Origin of the sequence: Burkholderia sp. Bp9031 (assembly GCF_003857965.1) — a bacterium.
Taxonomy (GTDB): Bacteria; Pseudomonadota; Gammaproteobacteria; order Burkholderiales; family Burkholderiaceae; genus Burkholderia; species Burkholderia ambifaria_A.
Map to the genome: position 1 here is coordinate 38,200 of NZ_QTPW01000031.1, position 20,560 is coordinate 58,759.

A 20,560-nucleotide genomic window follows, 5' to 3' on the forward strand; every position below is an offset into this window, starting at 1 on the left:
AAAGTTTCGTCCGACGAATTCTGTAAACCTGTTGCAAGGTGTTCCCCTTTTCAACCGACCCGAGTCGCACACTCATTACGGTTCGACACGATGCAGTTCGATCTCACTTCCGCCGCGCAGACATGATGCGCACGCAACCGGATTACAGCGCGGCCGACCTCGCGGCGATCGCGGTGCCGGTCGCGATCGTGCACGACGAGCACGACGAGTTCATCCGCCCCGAGCATGCGGCGTGTCTCGCGCGCACGATTCCGGGCGCGACGCTGACGATCCTGCCCGGCGTGAGCCACTTCGCGCCGTTGCAGCGGCCGGCGCGCTTCAATGCCGCGATGCGGGCCTTTCTCGAACGGTCGCCGGACTGACGTCCGCATGGACGGTTCACGCAGCGCATAAGATTTTCTTTAGGCTCACGCAACATATCATCGATTGTTGACGGGCGGCCGGCAGCGGATAGTCCTGCTTCGACAGGCCGGCTGCCGCAGCTTCCGCGCGGCGCGGCCGGATCTGTTGCTCACACAACCATCTGAAAATCGAAGGAACCGCAACCATGCGATTCAACGCGATACGCATCGCCGCGACCCTGTTCGTCGCCGCGTGCGCTGCTGCCACGGCCGGCCGCGCGGCCGCCGCCACGCCCGCCGAGATTCACGACACCGTGACCCGCAACGTCGCGCCGTTGATGAAGCAGTTCGCCGTTCCCGGCATGGCGATCGGCATCGTCGCCGACGGCAAGCCCTACGTGTTCGACTACGGCGTGATGTCGACGCAAACCGGCAAGCCCGTGACCGGCGACACGCTGTTCGAGATCGGCTCGGTCAGCAAGACGCTGACCGCGACGCTCGCGTCCGACGCGCAGGAGGGCGGCGAGCTGTCGCTGTCGGATCCTGCGGCCAAGTACCTGCCCGCGCTGCAGGGCAAGCCGTTCGGCGGCGTGACGCTGCTCGAGCTCGGCACGCACACGCCGGGCGGCATGCCGCTGCAGGTGCCCGACAGCATCCGCGACGACGCGGACCTGATGCGCTATCTCGACGCGTGGCGGCCCGCATATGCGCCGGGCACGCGCCGCACGTACTCGAACGTCGCGATCGGGATGTTCGGGCAGCTCGCCGCGAAGGCGATGAACCGCGACTTCGCGGTGCTGATGGAACAGCGGCTGTTCCCCGCGCTCGGGATGACACATACGTACATCAACGTGCCCGCCGCACGCCAGGCCGACTATGCGCAGGGCTATACGCAGGACGGCAAGCCGATCCGGATGACGGGCGGCATGCTGTGGCAGCCGGCGTACGGCGTCAGGACGACCGCGGCCGACCTGCTGCGCTTCGTGCAGGCGAACATGGGGCTCGTCGAAACGGCGCCGCGGCTGCAGCGCGCGCTCGAACGCACGCACACCGGCTATTTCCGTGCGGGGCCGTTCACGCAGGACCTGATCTGGGAACAGTATCCGTATCCGGTCGCGTTGCCGACGCTGCTCGAAGGGAACGGGCCGGCGATGCTCCGCGACGCGACGCCCGCGACCAGGCTCGAGCCGCCGCTCGCGCCGCGCCAGGACACGTGGATCAACAAGACCGGCTCGACCAACGGCTTCAGTACCTATGTTGCGTTCGTCCCCGCGAAGCGGATCGCGATCGTGATGCTCGCGAACCGCAGCTTTCCGATCGAGGATCGCGTGAAGGTTGCGTACCGGATCGTCGAGTCGCTGAACGGCAAGCCGTAACCTGCGTCGCGCCTGCCCGCGCGGAAATACCTGTGATGGTCGGGTATTTCCATCATTGCCGGAATCACCGCGCACGGCTGCATGCGGGTCGAAGAGGGTTTCGTTTGACCGAACAACCAGGACATGTTCGGCAAGGTCGACATTCCAGGTTGGTCGACCATGCCGCCGTTCCCGTAGTCAACGTTGCTTGCCGAAGGCCATCACGGTATAGGTATTGGGGAAGAACGTGTTCGCGTAGAACGGCGAAACGACGGTCGAGATGTGCTTGGCGGTGTCGGCGCTGCCTTCCGCGGCGACGCCGTAGATTACGTGGGTTTTCGAATCCATGGCCATCGTGCGCATGCCGGCGCGCGTGCCCAGCGTTTCGAGCGGCTTGTAGCTATCCGGACCGTCGACTTCGAATATGTTGAGGTTCGCGCTTACGCCGTTGGCCGTGAAAATGCGTTTGAGGCTCGCGTCGTAGATGATGCTGTCGTTACCCGCGCCGATCTCGGCACGGTAGACGATCTTGCCGTTTTCGCCATTGAGCACGACGAGCGAGGGTTTGATGGCATCGCGGCCGCGGCAACTGACGTACACGCGCTCGTCGGCTCCGTTCACCGCGATCGCGGTCGGGCGACCGCACGCGGATGCCGTGTCGTAGGTGGCGACGACCTTGCCGGCGCGGGAGTCGATCTTGTAGACCTTGTCGATGTCCTGTGCCGCGAGGAAGAAGAATGCCTTGCCGTCGCTATCCGCTCCCTCGACCTTCTTGCTCGGCACCTTGAGGCGAGTGGCCTCTTTCAGCGACGGCATATCGAGCATGACGATCTCGGTGCCGTCCGATTTCGCGCCCATGTTGAGCACGAGACGCTTGCTGACGGGATCGTAGTGGCTGGTGTCGAGATCGTCACCGACCTTGATCGGAGGCTTCGCCTCCAGGGTCGAGAGCTTGAAGGGCGTAATGGTGCCGTCTTCGTTGTTGGAGATGCCGACGTCGAATTCGGGGATGAGCACCGCGCCGTCGGAACTGTTGGCCGCCGTATTGCCGATTACCTTGACTACCTTGCCAAGCGTGGTGTCGAACACCTGCAAACCTTCCTCTCGATGGCCAAGGAAAACATGGTGCCTTTCCGGGTCGACCGACACGTAGTCCCATCCGGCCGCCTTGCCGGGGATGACGGTGGCTTTCTGCTGGTGCCAACCGTCGAAGGCGAATGCCGAGGAAGAAAGGGCGAGGGCGACGGCTGCGGCGGTAGCGGAAATCAGCGAGTGATGCTTGATCATTCTGTTCTTCCCTGATGGGTTTGTCCGATGAGAGGGCAAGCTGCCCTGCTCCAGGATCATAGGGGCGTTGACTGAACGAAAGCTGAAAGCATCATGAACCCGTCTTCAGGATGCCGCACCGGGATGGATTACCGGCAAGAGGGGCGTGCGGCGGACACGGGCATGGCAGGAGCCAGCAGCGTTACGCTGCAGCCGGTTTGAGTGTCGTCGAATTGCAATAGCATGCCATGCATCGCCGCAATGGCGGACGCGAGGCTCAAGCCAAGGCCATTGCCGGGTGTATGGCGACTCGCTTCGGCGCGATAGAACCGTCTCAATACCGCCTGTCTTTCTCGGGGCGGAATGCCGGGGCCGTCATCGGCAATGGTGACACCGAAGCCCGTCGAGTCGCGAAACAGCCGGATCGATACGTGGCCGTTGATCGGCGCAAACTTGATTGCGTTGTCGACCAGGTTGGCGAGGGCTTCGAACAGCAAGTCGCGGTCGCCCCGGAACTCGGGAAGGCCATCGGGCACGCGCCGGTAATCGAGCGTGACGCCCTTGTTTTCCGCGGTCGGTTCGTAGTATTCGGCGACGTCGTCGGTAATGGCGGCAAGATCCACGGCGACGAAATTCTGCTGGCGTACGTGCGATTCGATCTCGGAGATACGTAGCAGCGAATTAAACGTGTGAAGAATGTTGCCCGTTTCGGCAATCGTGGCGTCGATCGCCTCGCGATAGTCGGCTTCAGTCTGCGCTCGGCGTTGCACGCGCTCCAGCCCGGCGAGAAGGCGGGTGAGCGGCGTGCGCAGATCGTGCGCGATTGCATCGCACACACCCTTGACTTCGTGCATCAGGCGTTCGATTTCGTCGAGCATGCCGTTGACGACCATCACGAGCCGCCCGACGTCATCATGTTTCGTCTGCATGGGCAGACGGCGACCGAGATTTCCGGACACGATCTCCCTGATCGAGTGAGTGACGTCGTCCAGTCGGCGTACGGCGCCGACGCCGACGATCGCGGCGCCGAAAACGCCGGCCAGTAGCATCACCAATCCGGCTGTGAGCAGGACGTGCAGCAGCTCTTCGTCGAAATGGTGCAGTTCGAGCATGCTCTGGCACAGGAGTACGGTGTGGTTGTCTGCCAACTGCCCGGCAATACAGAGGCCGGGTACAGGGTGACCGTTGGTGGTGGCGAGTCGCAGCCGGAATGGCCGGTTGTACGCGGGTATCGGCGGACGATTCCCGATGTAGCCTCCCGCAAGATGCCTGCCTTGTGCGTCGAAGAGCCCGAACGGGCGCTGCCGGTCCGGATCGCGCTGACTCTGATGCACGATGTGGGCGAGCAGCCCGGCCGAGTCTTCTCGCATGATGTTGGTTTGCTCGCGTACCAGCCAATCGTTGATGCGTTCCTGCTCGAAACCGGTGATCTCGACGTAGAGGTAGGTAAACAGCACCAGCGAGACGATGCCGAACATCGCGAGGAATAGCGTCGCGAGCCGGAAACTGGTGGTGCGATGCAGGTCAGTCAGGCGCACGAAGCGAATATCCTGAACCGCGTACGGTATGAATAAGGGCGAGATTACCGTCCGGATCGAGCTTTTTACGCAGGCGGCTGACGTGAACGTCGATGACGTTGGTTCGCTCGTTGAGCTGATAGCCCCAGACGGCTTCGAACAGCATCGTACGACTGACGGTCTGGTTCGCGTGCCGCATCAGAAATTCAAGCAGACGGTATTCGCGCGGCAACAGCGCGACGGGACGTCCGGCACAGACAGCTTCGCGGGTGAGCAGGTTGAGCGACAGCGGACCCACGTGATATTCCTGTACCGGCTGTTCCGGTGCTTCGCGACGTCGCATCAGCGCATCCAGGCGGGCGGTCAGTTCGATGAATTCGAACGGCTTGGTCAGATAATCGTCCCCGCCCGCGCGCAGGCCGCGCACGCGTTCGTCGACAGCGGTGAGTGCGCTCAGGATCAGCACCGGTGTCGTCACGCCGGCGCTCCGGATTGCCGCTAGCATGCCGAGACCTTCGATCTCGCCAGCCAGCATCCGGTCCAGCACGATCGCGTCATAGCGTTTCCCGACGGCGAGAACGAGGCCGTCACGACCGGTCTGGGCGGACTCGACTGCCCAGCCATAATCGGTAAGTGCGTTGACGATTTCATCGAGGGTTTGACGATCGTCTTCGACGACCAGAATGTTCGGCATTCAGATTCCAGCAGGGGAGAGCATGGGCCCGCGGCAGCGAACGAAGTTAAACTGCCATGCATGGAGTGTGCATCGGCTTTCCCGACATCCGGTTCGCTCCAACATGAAATAAATTTAATCCAGCCACGTTCAGCATGCGGATATTGATTGTCGAAGACGATGCACGAGGTGCGCAGTTCATTGTACGGGGATTGACCGAAAGCGGTCACGTCGTAGATGCCGCGAACGACGGCGCATTGGGGCTTACCCTTGCGCTCGAGGGGATTTACGATGTCATCGTGACGGATCGCCGGCTGCCGGTGCTGGACGGAATCGAGCTGGTGCGGCGCCTGCGTTGCAAGGATCGTTCGACGCCAGTGATGATGCTTTCCGCGATCGCGAGCCTGAACGATCGCGTCGAAGGCATCCGTGCGGGAAGCGACGACTATCTGGCGAAGCCTTATGCATTTTCGGAATTGCTCGCGCGTGTCGAGGCGCTTGCCCGTCGTGGGGACCGAGCCGGGCTGCGCGATGTGCTGAAGGTAGCCGATCTCACGCTCGACCGGCGCACGCGCCGCGCGAGCCGGAGCGGGCGCGACCTGCAGCTTCAGCACCGCGAGTACCTGTTGCTCGAATGCCTGATGCGTCACGCCGGGCACGTCGTCACGCGCAGCATGCTGCTCGAAGCAGCATGGGATTACCAGTTCGAACCGCGGGGCAACGTGATCGACATGCATGTCCATCGATTGCGCAACAAGGTCGACCGTGATTTTCCGCAATCGCTGATCCACACGGTGGTGGGAGCGGGATACTTGCTGCGCGACAGCGGTAACGGGCGCGAGTGAAAGCAAAGGCCCGCCGACATTAAATTAAGTTCATCTCCAGGCGAAAGACCGGACAGGCGCGCATCGCTATGCTCCCCGCATCGAGATTGCGAGGAGTCGTTTCATGTTCCGGACGAGCGGTATGCGGTACGGGCAACGGAGACGGAATGTGCCGTGCGGTGGCTTCGTCGCCATCACGTTCGTTGTGGCAATGCTGGCCGGTTGCTCGTTCGTGCCGCACTATCACCGTCCCGCGATACCTGCGCCTGTCGCATGGAACGACCCGGCACAGGCGTCACTCGCCGGGACGGTGCCTGTTGCGAGTGGCTGGTGGCATGCGTATGGCGACGCTCGACTCGACGCGCTCGTCGAGCGCGGGCTGCATGCCAATCATTCGCTCGCTTCGGCATTTGCCAGCATCGAAGTCGCGCGTGCCGGTGCGATGAAGGCAGGCGCGCCGCTCTATCCGTCGCTGGCGCTGAACGGCACGTTCAATCGCCGCAGCGTTGGCAGTTCGTCGGGCTCCGGTAGTTCGAGCAACGGCCAGAGCCTGTTCGCCGAGGCGAGCTACGAGATCGACTTCTGGGGGCGCAATGCGGCCACCGCCAATTCGGCGAGCCTGCTCGCGCAGGCGGCGGGCTTCGATCGCGATACGGTTGCATTGACGCTGACCGCGTCGATCGTCGATTCGTGGTTGCAGGTGCAGAGCTTGCGGCGGCGCGTCGCGCTGGCCGAATCGATCGTCGCGGATGCGGCGAGAACGCTCGATCTGTTGACGGCGCAACAGGCCGCGGGTGTTGCGACCGAACTTCAGGTGCAGCAGCAGCGCAATGCACTTGCGACGTTCGAAGCCGCGATTCCGGCGCTGCGCGAGCAGCGCGACCAGAACCTTCATCTGCTGGCGACACTGGTGGGCGCTGCTCCGGAGGGCTTCGACATCGAGACGGTTGCGCTCGGTAGTGTGCCGGTTCCCCAGCCGAAGCCGTACCTGCCTGTCAGTCTGCTCGACGCGCGGCCCGATATTCGGGCCGCGGAAGCACGGCTGCAAGCCGCCAATTACGACATCGGTGCGGCGCGTGCCGCATTCTTTCCCAATCTCACGCTGACCGCTCAGGGCGGTTCGAACAGCAGCTCGCTGTCGCGTTTCCTGGCGAGCCCATTTTCCAGTATCGCGGCCGCGCTGGTTGCGCCGGTCTTCGATGGCGGGGCCTTGCGCGGGCAACTGCGCGAAAGCGAGGCCGCATCCGCGAAAAGCGTTGCGGACTACAAACAGGCCGTCGTTACCGCGCTCCAGGACGTCGAGGATATGTTGAGTGCCGCGTCGCAGCAGCAGCAGGTCGAGCTTGCCGACCGGGAAGCTGCCGATGCGGCCCGCAAGGCCGCGCAGTTGGCCGACGCGCAGTATCGCAGCGGTACCGTCGATTTTCTGACCGTACTCGATACCGAACGCGCACTTTCCCAGTCAGAGGATGCGCTCGAGCAGGCGCATCTTGCTCGTCTCCAGGCTTCCGTCGGCCTGTTCCGCGCGCTCGGTGGCGGATTCGGGGTGACGGAGCATTCGTCCGTGCCGCCGGCCGCCGGCGCTCCCAATGCATCTTGAGTTGCTACTTTTTTCTTAGAGCGATGAATCACTCTGTCGATTTTCATCCCCCGTCCTTGCCGCCTTCCGCGCCGCGTGGTCGTCGCCTTCTTCCCGTGCTGGCGGCGGGCCTCGGCGTCGTCGTACTCGTGGCGTGGTGGCAATGGCCGAAACAGGCTGCGCGCAGTGTTGCGCCCTCGGTGCCGGTCGTTGCCGGCCATCCCGTCATGAATGATTTTTCGGTGCGGGCTGTCGCGGTCGGCACCGTGGCGGCGCGTAATACCGTCGACATGAAGGTACGCGTGGATGGTCAGTTGCAGCGCGTGTTCTTCGTCGACGGGCAGGACGTGAAAGCCGGTCAGGTACTCGCCCGGCTCGACCAGGGGCCGCTTGCGGCGCAGCTCGATCAGGCGATAGCCATGAGCAACAAGGATCAGGCGAGCCTCGAGAACGCGAAGCTTGATCTCGAGCGATATTCGAAGCTGGTCGGTATTGGCGGGGCAACGACGCAAAGCGTCGACACTGCTCGCACGCAGGTCAAGGCCTTGACGGCGACCGTTGCCGCCGACGCCGCGATCGTGGCAAGCGACCGCCTGCAACTGGGCTTCACGACACTGATTGCGCCATTCGCCGGACGGGTCGGCGCGCGTGAAGCCGATATTGGCGCGATTGTGCATCCTGGCGATGCAACGGGCGTCGTGACCGTCACGCAGATGGAGCCGATCGACGTGCAGTTCTCGGTGTCGCAGGACGCATTGCCGGATCTTCTTGCGGGTCAGGCCGCCGCGCCGCTACCTGTCACGGTCACCGCACGTACGGGAGGCGCGCCGATCGAGACGGGATTCTTGAGTTTCATCGACAGCCGGGTCGACCCCGCTACAGGGCAAATCAAGCTGAAAGGCGCATTCGCGAATGCCGAGCGGAAATTGTGGCCGGGCGAGCTTGTCAGTACGAGCGTGCTGCTGAGAACCGACCGACAACGTCTGGCCGTGCCAAGTCGCGCGATCGTGAATACCCAGGCCGGTCCGCAGCTCTATGCGGTCGATGTGTCAGGTCATGCGCATATGCGCCCGGTGAAGACGGGCGTCGCAGCCGACGGCATGACGGAGATTCGCGAAGGTATCGCCATAGACGATCTCGTCGTGTTCGAAGGCCAGAGTCGCCTCAATGCCGGCGTGCCGGTCGCGACGAAACTGGTCGGGGCACGCGACGAAGCCGCGACTTCCGCACCGACCGCAAGCCTGGATGCATCATCATGAGTCTGCTCGAATTGCTCATTCGGCGTCGTATCGCGACGTCGTTCCTCGCGATCGCGGTGCTGCTCGTCGGCATCGTGGCGTATTTCATGCTGCCGGTCGCGCCATTGCCGCAGGTCGATTTCCCGACGATTCAGGTGATTGCGAAGCTACCCGGCGCGAGCGCGGACACGATGGCGACCTCCGTCGCGACACCGCTCGAACGCCAGCTGTCGAACATTTCCGGCATCACGCAGATGACGTCGTCGAGTTCGCTCGGCACGACGGCGATCGTGCTTCAGTTCGATCTGTCGCGCGACATCAACAGCGCGGCGCAGGATGTGCAGACCGCGATCAATGCGGCCGGCGGCATGCTGCCGAAGAACCTCCCGAATCCGCCAACCTACGAGAAAGTCAACCCGGCCGATTTCACCGTGCTGTCGATTGCGTTGACGTCACCTTCGCTCACGCTTACGCAGCTCGACAGCTACGCGGAAAATTTTCTCGCTCAGCAAATATCGGCAATGCCCGGCGTAGGGCTCGTCGATTTTCACGGGCAGCAGCGGCCATCGGTGCGTATTCGAATCGATCCCGACAAGCTTGCGGCCCGTGGCCTCACGCTTGAGGACGTGCGCTCCATCGTCGGCGTGCAGACCGTCAATGCTCCGAAGGGTAGTCTCAACGGTCTCGATCGCTCGGTCGTGTTCAATGCGACTGACCAGATCACGTCGTCGGACGGATACCGCAATCTGGTCGTGGCCTACAAGAACGGCGCGCCGATCCGGCTGGACGATCTCGGGACCGTGGTCGAAGCGGCCGAGGACACGCAGCAGGCGGCGTGGTTGCAGCACGATCGAGCAATCATTCTCGATGTGCACAAGCAACCCGGCTATAACGTCGTGCAGACGATCCGCAACATCACGTCGCGCTTGCCACAGCTAGAGGCGTCGCTGCCCGCGGCTGTGCATGTACGAGTGGTAGGCGATCGCACCCAGACCATCGACGCTTCGGTACACGACGTACAGTTCACGTTGATGCTGACGATCGCGCTCGTCGTGATGGTGATCTTCTCGTTCCTGCGCAACGTGTGGGCGACCGTGATCCCGAGTCTGACGATTCCGCTGTCGCTCGTCGCGACGTTCGGCGCGATGTATCTGCTCGGCTATAGCCTCGACAATCTTTCGTTGATGGGGCTCACGATCGCGGTGGGATTCGTCGTCGACGACGCGATCGTCGTGATCGAGAACGTGATGCGCCACATCGAGCAGGGCATGCCGAGGATGCAGGCCGCACTGCTCGGCGCACGCGAGGTGCGCTTCACGATCGTATCGATGACGGTTTCGCTGATTGCCGTCTTCATTCCGATCCTGATGATGGGGGGAATCGTTGGGCGACTGTTCCGGGAATTTGCGGTGACGGTCAGCGTCGCAATCGTCATGTCGGCTTTCGTTTCGCTCACCGTTACGCCGATGCTGTGCGGTTGGGTGATTCGTGCGCCCGGCTCCGATTCGGGGCGATTGCGTGTGCTGGAGCGCTGGCTGGAGATCGCTTTCGTTGCGCTCGAAACGCGTTACGAGCGTGGTCTCGATTGGGCCCTTTCGCATCGCCGCGTGATGCTTGGCGTGACGGTAGCGACGGTGGCCCTGACGGCCGCACTGTTCGTCGCCATTCCCAAAGGCTTTTTCCCGCTGGCAGATTCCGGGCTGATCCTTGGCGTTTCGCAGGCTGCACCCGATATCTCGCCGCGATCGATGGCCGAAAAAATGCAGCAGCTCGGCCACATTATCGAGGCCGATCCCGCGGTGGACAACGTCTACTACTGGATCGGACCGAGCCCGACGATCAGCCAGGGCCGGATGATGATCAACCTGAAGCCGTTCGGCGAGCGTACCGCGAGTGCGAGCCAGGTCGTGGCACGGCTGCGGACGCAAGTCGCCACGGTGACGGGGATTTCGTTGTCGATGCAGGTACGGCAGGATATCCAGATCGGCGGCAGAATCAGCGCGTCTCAATATCAGTACACGCTTCAGGATGCGGATGTGCGCGAACTGAACACGTGGGCACGACGCCTGGCAACGCGGTTATCGACGCTGCCGCAGTTGATCGACGTGAGCTCGGACCAGCAGGCGTCGGCGACGAGCGCGACACTCGTGATAGACCGCAATACCGCTTCACGCTTCGGCATCACCGCTCAGGCCATCGACGATACCTTGTACGACGCATTCGGTCAGCGTCAGATCGCCACGCTGTTTACGTCGCTGAATCAGTATCACGTGGTCGAGGAGGTCGATCCAAAATTTCAGTTGACGACCGACGCGCTGGCCCATCTCTATGTGCGCTCGCCGCTCACGAACGAACTTGTGCCCATGAACGTACTGGTGAGCATCCAGAACAACGTGTCGCCGATTTCGGTGAACCATCAGGGATTGTTTCCGTCGGTGACGATCTCCTTCAATCTTGCGCCCGGCTACGCGCTAGGCGACGCGGTGACGGCTATCCATGCGGCGGAAGCGGCGGCCGGCAAGCCCGACGCGCTGATCGGTACGTTCCAGGGGACTGCCCATGCGTTCCAGGATTCCCTCGCGAGCGAGCCATATCTGATTCTGGCTGCGCTGATCGTCGTGTATCTCGTGCTCGGGATGCTATATGAAAATCCCATTCACCCATTGACGATCATCTCCACGCTACCGTCGGCGGGAGTCGGTGCATTGCTGGCGCTCGTGCTTTGCGGGCAGGATCTTTCCATCATGGGAATGATCGGCATCATCCTGCTGATCGGCATTGTCAAGAAAAACGCGATCATGATGATCGACTTTGCGGTGGTTGCCGAGCGCGAGCAAAATCTCGAACCCGCCGCGGCAATACGACAGGCTTGCGTGCTGCGTTTCAGGCCGATCATGATGACCACGCTGGCCGCCTTGTTTGGCGCGTTGCCGCTCGCGCTCGGGCACGGAGCGGGGGCTGAGCTGCGTGTGCCTTTGGGGATCGCGATCGTCGGCGGCTTGATTCTCTCCCAGTTGTTGACGCTATTCACGACACCGGTCGTCTATCTCGCCTTCGACCGGTTTGCGCGGCGGTTCGAGCGTCGAGACGATGCCGTGCCGGTCGAGGTGCTTGAAACGAAAGCGTCGCTATGACCTGTTCCCGGTGAGGCTGGCGAAGCTTCACCGGGCCGTATGTCGAACTAGGCATGCGCCGCGTTCGTCGGAATCTCGAAGATCATCGACAAGCCGCGCCCCCCGGGGCCGGTTTCGGTAAAGATACGACCGCCATGAAGCTCCACGATGCTGCGGCAGATCGCGAGACCGAGGCCATTGCCCTTGTGCTCACTACCTGCCCTGTGAACGCGGAAGAATCGTTCGAAAATGCGTTCGCGCTGCTCGGCCGGCACGCCCGGCCCATCGTCTTCGACGCGCACCTGCCAGCGCTCGTTCGTCAGCGTGGAACGCAGCGCGACGTGGCTACCCGGCGGCGAAGCGGCGAGCGCGTTGCTGAGCAGATTCAACAATACTTGCCGTATCCATCTGGATTCCATTTCGACCTGTCCGTTTCCCGAGTGGGTCAGCTCGAAATGCTGATCGTGGTGTTCGGCGAGAACCTGCGCGTCTTGCGCAAAACTCTGCAGAAACGGTTCCGGGTTCTTCGATTGCAGATCGAGTTTGACGGCGTGCGCATCGGCGCGCGAAAGGAACAGAAGATCCTCGATGATCCGGTGTAGTTGTTCGAGTTCGGTGATCTGAGTCTGTACGGCCCGCTCCTGATCGGGCGTCAATTGACCGTCGACGATGAGCTTCTCGGCTTGCAGGCGCACGAGCGTCAGCGGTGTCTTCAGTTCGTGTGACGCTTCGGCCGTAAAGCGGCGAATCAGGTTGAACGATGTTTCGAGCCGGTCGAACATCTGGTTGAGAAGGCGCGCGAGATTCGAAATTTCGTCACGCGCCCCCGATACGGGAATGCGTTCGCTCAGGTTGTCCGAGCGAATGCGGTCAGCCGTGTCCTGGATCGTGCGCAGCGGCCGCATGGCCATGCGGCCGAAGCCGAGCCCGATGACGCTGCTGATCATAATCGCCGCAACCAGCAGTCCATAGAAAGTGCGCCTGTACGCGATCATCGTGATCCTGACGGATTCTTTGGGCGTCGCGATCAATACCGTGTATGGCCCGAGTGCGAAACGACCTGCTCGCAATTGGGCCGTGCCCAAGGCGCCGACGTTGTAGATATCGGCGCCAGGCGGCGGCGTCATGTCGCGCTCGTGAAGCGCGTGCGAGCGCGATACGATTTTTCCGTCGCGGTCGCGGACCTCGATGAAGAACAGTCCTTGCCCATTGGTTATCATCGTCTGTACGCCCTGGCGTACCATCGCTTCAGTCAATTCTCCGTTGCGAGCAAGGGTGGCGGCCCGAATCTGCTGGAACTCCACCTGATTGAGCAGATCCAGCGAGTGGATTGCCTGATGCTCGACGAAATGTCGACCTGCCTGATATAGCGCCGCAAACGTGATGGTCGACGCGAGGACGTAGCAAATCGCGAGGCGCGCACCGATGGATTTCATACGAGTTGGTAGCCGACGCCGCGCACGGTCTTGAACAGTTGTTCGCCGAGCAATGCTTCGAATTTGTTGCGCAGGCGGCTCATGTAGACGTCGAGCAGATTGGTATCGACGTCGTAATGGGAGTTCCAGATTTTTTCGGCGATCAGCGTGCGGGGTAGAACCCGCCCCGGGTTTTGCAGGAAGAACTCGAGTAGCGCAAATTCTCGACCGGTCAGATCAATGGGTTTCTCTTGCACATGAACGGTATGGCCCCGCAGGTCGAGCTTGATGCCCCGGTGCTCCAAAACCGTTTCCTTGACGGTCGAATGGCGCCGGAGCAGCGAGCGCAGGCGCGCGAGCAATTCCTCGAGGCTGAACGGCTTGGGCAGGTAGTCGTCGGCACCGACATCCAGCCCCGTTACACGATCTTCGACTGCGTCGCGTGCGCTCAAAATGAGTACCGGTTCGTTGAAGCCTGCACGGCGCCATTGGCGCAGCAGGTCGAGTCCGTCGCCGTCGGGTAGGCCCAAATCGAGCAGGATCGCGTCGTAGCCTGATTCGCACAACATTTCCTGCGCCTCGGCGCAGGTCTTTGCCCACGCCACCGTGTATGCATGTTCGCTCAGTGCCTGCTTCAGAAAATGACCGAGTTTGGGTTGATCTTCCAGGATGAGAATCTTCATGATGTAGCCGCTTCGAGGATGGGCCGAGGCTAACGCACACGGATCGACGTGACAAGGTTCCCCGGGCTTCGCTCGGGTTTTCCCGATTGTCGCGAGCGATGTGTGCGATGCGTCCTTGTCGGACGCTCGCGATCGATTCGGATGCGCCGCAACCGGGGCTGCCGAACGCCGTGCTGTTTTGATGGCGACCGGACCGTCAGGACTTACCCTAAAGATCCACCGGAATTCAGATTACATTTAGCCTCGTCGTCGATCATGTGCAACACGATTAGCCTTCCAATAGATCGACTCATGAAATTCGCTTTCCGTCCCTTGTTGCTGCAGATCCATCGCTGGTCGGGACTGACCGTCGGCCTGGTGATCTGCCTCATGGGGATAACCGGGGCTGCCATCGTGTTTCGCCCGGCGCTCGAGCCCGTGGTGAACCACGATTTGCTGACCGTTCCGGCCTGCATGACGCGTGTGCCGCTCGATGTGCTTGCCGCGAACGCAGCGGCCGTGAGGCCGACTGCAAAACTCGACTATGTCCGCATCGTTGCCGGCGAGCCGGGCGAACTGCGCATGCCGGCGGCGATGGTTCGTTTCACGGACGAGGTTTTCGTATACCTCAATCCGTGCACGGGAGAGGTGGTCGGACAGCGGGCGCGTTACGGCGGCGTGCTCGGCACGATCGAGCAAATTCATCGCTTCCGCTTCATGAAGCACGGCAGCCTGATTACGGGCACAAGCACGATATTTTTCGGCCTCGTGCTCGTCATCGGCGGCCTCGTGCTCTGGTGGCCACGTACCGGCAGCGGCTGGCGCTACGCGTTCGCGCTCCGGGCAGGCAGGCCTGCAAGGGTGTCGGCTTTCCGTTTGCATCGGGTTGCAGGCGTGTGTGCGAGCGCGGTGCTGCTCGCGCAGGTCTTCACTGGGCTGCCATGGGCATTCGATTGGTATGCACACGGCATCTACACGGTCACGGGGTCGCCGAGACCGAAGAAGCCGAAGTCTTTGGTGCCGGCGAATGGCGCCGCTCGCCTGTCGCTCGAAACGTTCTGGCGTACGGCACAGGAACGGGTGCCCGATCCGCAGGATGCGTTGCTGCATATTCCGGACAAGCCACGCGAGCCAATCGAAATGTATCTGATCGCCCGCGATGCGCCGCATCCGAACGCACGCACGATGTTGTTCATCGACGCATACACAGGCAAGGTGCTGCGCTTCGTGCCGTACGAGCAGAGCAGCGTCGGCTTTCGGTTGTACTTCTGGATGCTGTCCTGGCATACGGGCCAATATGGCGGCGTGCTCGCCCAATTGCTGCTGCTTCTCGGCGCGTTGACGGTGCCGGTGCTCGGCTACACGGGTATCCGCAATTTCGTGCGCCGCACCCGCGGGCCGGTGCCGAGCGACGCCCGGCTGGAGGTGCGCGTTGCGGCCAAGACGGTCGAAGCCGATGGCGTGTGCGCGTTCGAACTGGTCGGACAAAAGGGAGAGAAACTGCCATCGTTCACGGCAGGCTCGCATATTGACGTGTATGTAGGCGGGTTCGTGCGCCAGTACTCGCTGTGCGGCGATTCGCGAGACCGGCGACGCTATCTGATAGCAGTGCTGTGCGCGCCGGAATCGCGTGGCGCTTCGGTGGCAATGCACGAACGCGTCGAGGTAGGCGACCTGCTGGAGATTGGGGTGCCGCGAAACCACTTCGCACTGGACGAATCGGCGCCGGGCTCGCTGCTGCTCGCGGGTGGGATCGGCATCACGCCGATCCTCGGAATGGCGGAGCGGCTCGCGCAACGTGGCGCCGATTTCGAAATGCATTACTGCGCGCGTTCGCGCTCGCGCGCTGCATTCCTGGAACGGCTTGCCCGCTCGTCATTCGCGCGGCGGGTGACCTATCACTTCAGCGACGAGTGCTCGGGGACGCGGCTCGACATCGACCATGTAGTCGAGCGGCAGCCCGCCGGTACGCATCTCTACGTATGCGGTCCGGAGCGTTTTACGGATGCCGTGCTGGATGCTGCGCGGCGACACGGGTGGACCGAGGAACGGTTGCATAGCGAGCGGTTCGCGGCACAGGCGAAGCAACCTGCAATGACGCATGCCTTCGACGTTCGGGTGTTGAGCACGGGGAAAATGTACCGTGTTGCGGAACACATGAGCATTACGACGGCATTGGCCGGACATGACATCGAGATTCCGATGTCGTGCGAGCAGGGAATTTGCGGGACATGTGTGACGCGGGTGGTTTCCGGCGAAGTCGAGCATCTGGATTCGGTGTTGACAGAGGTGCAGCGGGAAAACGGGTATTTCACGCCGTGCTGTTCGCGGGCTAAAGGCGAGTGTCTGGTGCTGGATATCTGAGCGGCGGGATGCTCGGCAGGACAGGCAAGTGTGTATAACGCAAAAATGGAGGAGATCTTGTTTAGGAGAACGATAATTGCGATGGCTGTAATTTCCATCGCACAGCATGCGCAGGCTGCCTCGGAAGCGGGAGCTGCAGCGATGCAGGCTGCGACTACGTCCGGCATCGCGCAGAATTCGACTCCGGATGTATCGAGCAAGGCGCAGGCTTCGGCGAAGTTGGCGTCGAACGATAAGGAGGCGTTGAGCAAGGCGACGAAAGCGGCGCAGGCCGTTGGAGATTCGGCCGATGCCAACAATGCGTTGCCGATGAGCAAACAGGTATTGAATTCCGGCGCGCTGCAGGACGCACAGGCTGGCGTGACCGATGCCGTCAAGAACCAGGCGGGTGTGTCGCCGACGAACTCGTCGGGCAGCCCCGCCGATGCGGCGCAGATTCGGGGCATCAAGGTCAACCTGTTTGCGAACTATCGCCTCAACGGCGGCCTCGCTACCGCAAACGTCATGTCGGTGCCGTCGGAGGACAAGCAGAGCATCGAAACGCTGAAGGGGGCGAACGCCCTGATGTACGGGGTTGCGAGCCCGGCGGGCATTATCGACATGATAACCAAGCGGGCGCCTTACGATCACGACGTCGCGTCGCTGGCGGTTCTCGGAAATTCATTCGGTCAACTCGGTATTCAGGCCGATGTGAGTCATCGTTTCGGCCGTGAAAAGCAGTTCGGCATACGTGCGAACGCATCTGAAACGCACCTTTCGAACGGTGTGAAGGACGCGGACGGCCGCGGCTGGTTTGCCAGCGTAGGGCTCGACTGGAACGTCACGGACCGGCTGCGCTTTCAGTTCGACGTCGAGGATTACGAGAAGCAGGTGGTCGAGCAGGCCGGCATCAGCCTGCCGAAGGCCGTCCACGGCGTGGTGCCGCTCCCGCGTGTGCCGGACCCGAGGAACCTGCTGTCCGGCAAGTGGGCGCAGTTCAGTGCGCATTCCCAGAATTATCAGGGGCGCGTCGATTACGATTTTTCGCCGAATTGGACGGGACACATCGAAATCGGCCAATCGGACGGCACCCGCTCGCGCCAGACTACCCGGATCGGTGGCTATAACGTGTTTACCGGTGCTGGAGGCGTCGCGACGGTCAGCAATATCGGCGTGCTCTATATCAACAAGTACAAGAGCGCGGAGATCAACGGAAAATTTGACACCGGGCCGGTTTCGCACAATCTGACTCTCGGGGTGGCAAACAGCCAGCGGATCGACGAAACGCTTTGGATGAACAAGGCCACGATTTCGCAGAAGATCAACATCTTCGACCCGGTTCCGTTGCCTGCGCCCGTGTACACGCAGCCGAATTCGACGCTGCCGCTGCAAATGGACGAGGACACGGGGTTGTACGCGTATGACAGTGTCGGCTTCGGACCGAAGCTGAAGGTGCTGCTCGGGTTCCGGGAAAGTCGCTCCACGGCGACTTTCGGAAGCGATTCGTCGTCGACCTGGGTACCGTCGCCGGCGGCCGGCATCATCTACGAATTCTTGCCGGAGACCCAGTTGTTCGCGAGCTATATGCAGGGCCTCGAGGACGGCGGCGTGGCGCCGGAAAGTGCCTCGAACGCATATCAGGTTCTTGCACCGGCGGTATCGCGGCAACTCGAGATCGGCGTTCGCGAACAATATTTCCCGTGGATGCGCTTCACGGCATCGGTATTCCAGATCACGCGCGCGAACGCGGTTACTGATCCGATCACGAACGTCTTCGCGAACGACGGCACGATCAAGTATCAGGGCGTGGAAGGTGCGCTTACTCAGGACATCACGCGTGAATGGTCGCTGTCCGAAGGCATCGAGTATCTGCATGCGATCCAGAATCCCGAGTTTGATCAGCTGATCGCCGGACTGACGCCGGAAAACACACCGAAATGGGTGGGCAACGTCGGACTGACGTACCGTCCGCGCTGGGTCCCGGGCCTCTCGCTGAACACGCGTGCATCGTTCATCTCGCAACGTCCGCTGAATCCCCAGGACCAGGGCAACCTCCCCGGTTACACGATCTGGTCGCTGGGGGCGGGGTACTCGACGAAGATCGACGGCAAGCACGTGAACTTCAAGCTGGCCATCGACAACCTGTTCAACAAGCGCTACTGGAACTCCGTGCAGACCGGCACGCTCGGCATCGGCATGGACCGCAGCGTGAAGTTTGTCGCGAAGGTGGACTTCTGAACGCACGCCTCAATCCTTTCAACGTTTTTCTGAACAACTTCCATGAAATCCTCTTCCATGACGAACATTGGTCGCGCCGTTGCCGTAACGATGGCGCTCACCGGCCTGCTGCACGCAGGAATCGCGAGCGCTACGGAGGCCGCGGGGACTGCCGCCGCCGCATCGGCCGCGCTGCCGGCCGACGATCAGGGTCTTTCGCTGATCGTCACGTACCAGACGACGCCCGCAAACCGGCCCTTGCTGCAGCGCGAACTCGCGCAGTCGACTGCGCGCGAACTCGCGCAGTGGAAGCACGACGGTCGTCTCACACGGTACAACCTGCTGTTCAACCGCTACGCGGATTCCGGCAACTGGGACGCGATGGCTGTTCTCACGTTCGCCACGCCTGACGATCTGTACCGCTGGCGCAAGGTCGAGGAAACGCACCCCGGCGCGCTTTCCGCGAAGGCGCTGGCGGTGACGACCTCGATCCGTACGGCGCCGGTCGATCTTCGGCGTTCGAACGTTGCCGCGTCGGACGCCGCGCCGGGCTCCGTGTATGTAGCGATTCCGTACAAGACGGAGGTGTCTGCCAGTGACTACCGAAAATATGCGGATGCCTACGTCATTCCTCAGTTCAAGGGATGGATGGACGAGGGCGTGCTGGCCGGTTACTCGATCTACATGAGCCAGTTCCCGGCTGCACGCGAGTGGGATGTGATCGCGATCCTGCAATACAAGAGCGAGACCGCATTGAGCGATCGCGAAGCCATCGTGAGCAGGGTGCGTGAGCGCCTGAAGTCGAATCCCGAATGGAAAGCCATCAGCGATAGCAAGCAACGTGTGCGAGCCGAAGGGCAAGTCGTGGTTGCCGATCCCGTCGTTGCCGGCCGATAACTTTTACTCCACGGGACCTTTCATGAAGAAGCTCGCAATTGCCTTCGTCGCCACCTGCATGGTGAGCGGTCTTGCAGCGGCAGCGGAGAGCGGCGCCGCGTCGCCGCTGACTGTCGGAGCGACCGACACGTCACCGCAGCGCATCGTACTGCTGGTCGATGAGATCAAGCAGGTTCGCAATTTCCCGGTGGTGCTTGCCGAACGCCTCGGATACCTGAGCGACGGGAAGACAGTCGTCACCGTCATGAATACCCGCGACGACGTGCCGAGCGTCGATCTGCTCAAAGATGGCCGGGTCGACGCAGTGATGGCCTACTACCACCATAACGTCGTCAACCGGTCGCACGGTATCGATACCGAAGCAGTCGTCACGTTGGGCGTGACGCCTGGCGCCAAGGTATATGTCGCGAACCAGGTGCGTGAAAAGTACCGTCGCGTGACGGACCTGAAGGGCGCACGCATCATCTCCGGCGGCGCCGGATCCTCGAAGACCACGGTCGCGAACGCGCTCGTGCTGGCCGGAGGCAACGGCATCGGCGACTACACGCGACTCCCGACGAAGTACGCGAAGAACGTCGACACGTTGCGTAGCGGCGGGGCTGATTTGGTCGTGGCGCCGACACCGGAGGGCGATCTTTACGAGTCGCAGGATGCCGGGACAGTCTTTGCCGATCTGACGACGCCGCAAGGCACGAAGGCGGCACTGGGCACGCTGTTTCCTTCAAGCACGGTGTACATGATGAGTGCGCGAGTGAAGGCGCATCCGGAGATCGCACAGCAGCTGGCGAATGCATTCGTGCGCACGCTGCGTTACATCAATACGCATACGCCGGAGCAGATCATGGAAGTGATGCCTCCGGAGATCGTGGGCAAGGATCGCACGGCATACCTGAAGGTGTTGAAGGAGGAGATTCCGATGTTTGCCAACGACGGAAGGATGTCTGACGACGGCGCTACAAAGGAGTGGCAGGTGCTGACAGCGGCCAATCCGGCATATCACGGCGTGAAGGTCGATCAGACCTATACCAATACGTTCGTCGACAACGCGTTGAAGACGTTGCACTAAAGCGAATGTCGGGCGGCGCGTGCGGCAGCTACGTCTGCACGCGCTATGCAATTG

Annotated in this window: 14 protein-coding genes and 1 pseudogene; 10 read left to right on the top strand and 5 right to left on the bottom strand. The window is 61.9% G+C overall.

Annotated features, from left to right (window positions below; genetic code table 11):
• Positions 1–116: 116 nt before the first annotated feature.
• Both DIE15_RS29625 and ampC read left to right on the top strand, forming a co-directional pair.
• Positions 117–362, top strand: a pseudogene (locus DIE15_RS29625) (alpha/beta fold hydrolase); the annotation flags it as partial.
• A 185-nt stretch (positions 363–547) separates the two neighbouring features.
• Positions 548–1,717, top strand: a complete 1,170-nt coding sequence (gene ampC / locus DIE15_RS29630; RefSeq protein ID WP_124835005.1) for a class C beta-lactamase — start codon at positions 548–550, stop codon at positions 1,715–1,717.
• Positions 1,718–1,894: 177 nt separating this feature from the next.
• On the opposite strand, the gene DIE15_RS29635 is transcribed toward ampC, so the two are convergent.
• The 3 genes from DIE15_RS29635 to DIE15_RS29645 all read right to left on the bottom strand — a co-directional run bounded on the left by DIE15_RS29635 (position 1,895) and on the right by DIE15_RS29645 (position 5,173).
• The gene (locus tag DIE15_RS29635; RefSeq protein WP_124835006.1) at positions 1,895–2,983 is read right to left on the bottom strand and encodes a YncE family protein; all 1,089 of its coding nucleotides are present in this window, start codon (positions 2,981–2,983) and stop codon (positions 1,895–1,897) included.
• Between the two features lie 128 nt (positions 2,984–3,111).
• Positions 3,112–4,500, bottom strand: coding sequence for a HAMP domain-containing sensor histidine kinase (locus DIE15_RS29640; protein ID WP_124835007.1), 1,389 nt, complete (start codon positions 4,498–4,500; stop codon positions 3,112–3,114).
• Positions 4,487–5,173, bottom strand: coding sequence for a response regulator transcription factor (locus DIE15_RS29645; RefSeq protein ID WP_057929086.1), 687 nt, complete (start codon positions 5,171–5,173; stop codon positions 4,487–4,489). The genes DIE15_RS29640 and DIE15_RS29645 overlap by 14 nt, the downstream gene beginning before the upstream one ends.
• A gap of 134 nt (positions 5,174–5,307) precedes the next feature.
• Here DIE15_RS29645 and DIE15_RS29650 point away from each other — a divergent pair, with 134 nt between their 5' ends.
• The 4 genes from DIE15_RS29650 to DIE15_RS29665 all read left to right on the top strand — a co-directional run bounded on the left by DIE15_RS29650 (position 5,308) and on the right by DIE15_RS29665 (position 11,927).
• Positions 5,308–5,997: a response regulator transcription factor gene (locus DIE15_RS29650; protein WP_124835008.1), complete on the top strand. Its 690-nt coding sequence runs from the start codon at positions 5,308–5,310 to the stop codon at positions 5,995–5,997.
• A 103-nt stretch (positions 5,998–6,100) separates the two neighbouring features.
• A complete protein-coding gene (locus tag DIE15_RS29655; RefSeq protein WP_124835009.1) occupies positions 6,101–7,576 on the top strand; it encodes an efflux transporter outer membrane subunit in 1,476 nt (491 codons plus the stop codon).
• Between the two features lie 23 nt (positions 7,577–7,599).
• Entirely contained in the window at positions 7,600–8,814 is a 1,215-nt protein-coding gene (locus DIE15_RS29660; RefSeq protein WP_082664872.1) for an efflux RND transporter periplasmic adaptor subunit, read from the top strand.
• Complete coding sequence (locus tag DIE15_RS29665; protein WP_124835031.1) at positions 8,811–11,927, top strand: efflux RND transporter permease subunit; 3,117 nt, start codon at positions 8,811–8,813, stop codon at positions 11,925–11,927. The genes DIE15_RS29660 and DIE15_RS29665 overlap by 4 nt, the downstream gene beginning before the upstream one ends.
• A 47-nt stretch (positions 11,928–11,974) precedes the next feature.
• On the opposite strand, the gene DIE15_RS29670 is transcribed toward DIE15_RS29665, so the two are convergent.
• Complete coding sequence (locus DIE15_RS29670) at positions 11,975–13,342, bottom strand: ATP-binding protein (RefSeq protein WP_124835010.1); 1,368 nt, start codon at positions 13,340–13,342, stop codon at positions 11,975–11,977.
• The gene (locus tag DIE15_RS29675) at positions 13,339–14,004 is read right to left on the bottom strand and encodes a response regulator transcription factor (RefSeq protein WP_057929080.1); all 666 of its coding nucleotides are present in this window, start codon (positions 14,002–14,004) and stop codon (positions 13,339–13,341) included. Before DIE15_RS29675 ends, DIE15_RS29670 begins: the two co-directional genes overlap by 4 nt.
• 291 nt (positions 14,005–14,295) lie before the next feature.
• Between DIE15_RS29675 and DIE15_RS38060 the strand changes: the two genes are divergently transcribed.
• The 4 genes from DIE15_RS38060 to DIE15_RS29695 all read left to right on the top strand — a co-directional run bounded on the left by DIE15_RS38060 (position 14,296) and on the right by DIE15_RS29695 (position 20,506).
• Positions 14,296–16,347 carry a PepSY domain-containing protein gene (locus DIE15_RS38060; protein WP_124835011.1) on the top strand — a complete coding sequence of 684 codons (2,052 nt, stop codon included), beginning with the start codon at positions 14,296–14,298 and terminating at the stop codon, positions 16,345–16,347.
• Between the two features lie 81 nt (positions 16,348–16,428).
• Complete coding sequence (locus tag DIE15_RS29685) at positions 16,429–18,564, top strand: TonB-dependent siderophore receptor (RefSeq protein ID WP_244104955.1); 2,136 nt, start codon at positions 16,429–16,431, stop codon at positions 18,562–18,564.
• 57 nt (positions 18,565–18,621) lie between these two features.
• Positions 18,622–19,440, top strand: coding sequence for a hypothetical protein (locus DIE15_RS29690; RefSeq protein WP_244104956.1), 819 nt, complete (start codon positions 18,622–18,624; stop codon positions 19,438–19,440).
• Positions 19,441–19,462: 22 nt separating this feature from the next.
• Positions 19,463–20,506: an ABC transporter substrate-binding protein gene (locus DIE15_RS29695; RefSeq protein WP_124835012.1), complete on the top strand. Its 1,044-nt coding sequence runs from the start codon at positions 19,463–19,465 to the stop codon at positions 20,504–20,506.
• The last annotated feature ends 54 nt before the right edge of the window (positions 20,507–20,560 follow it).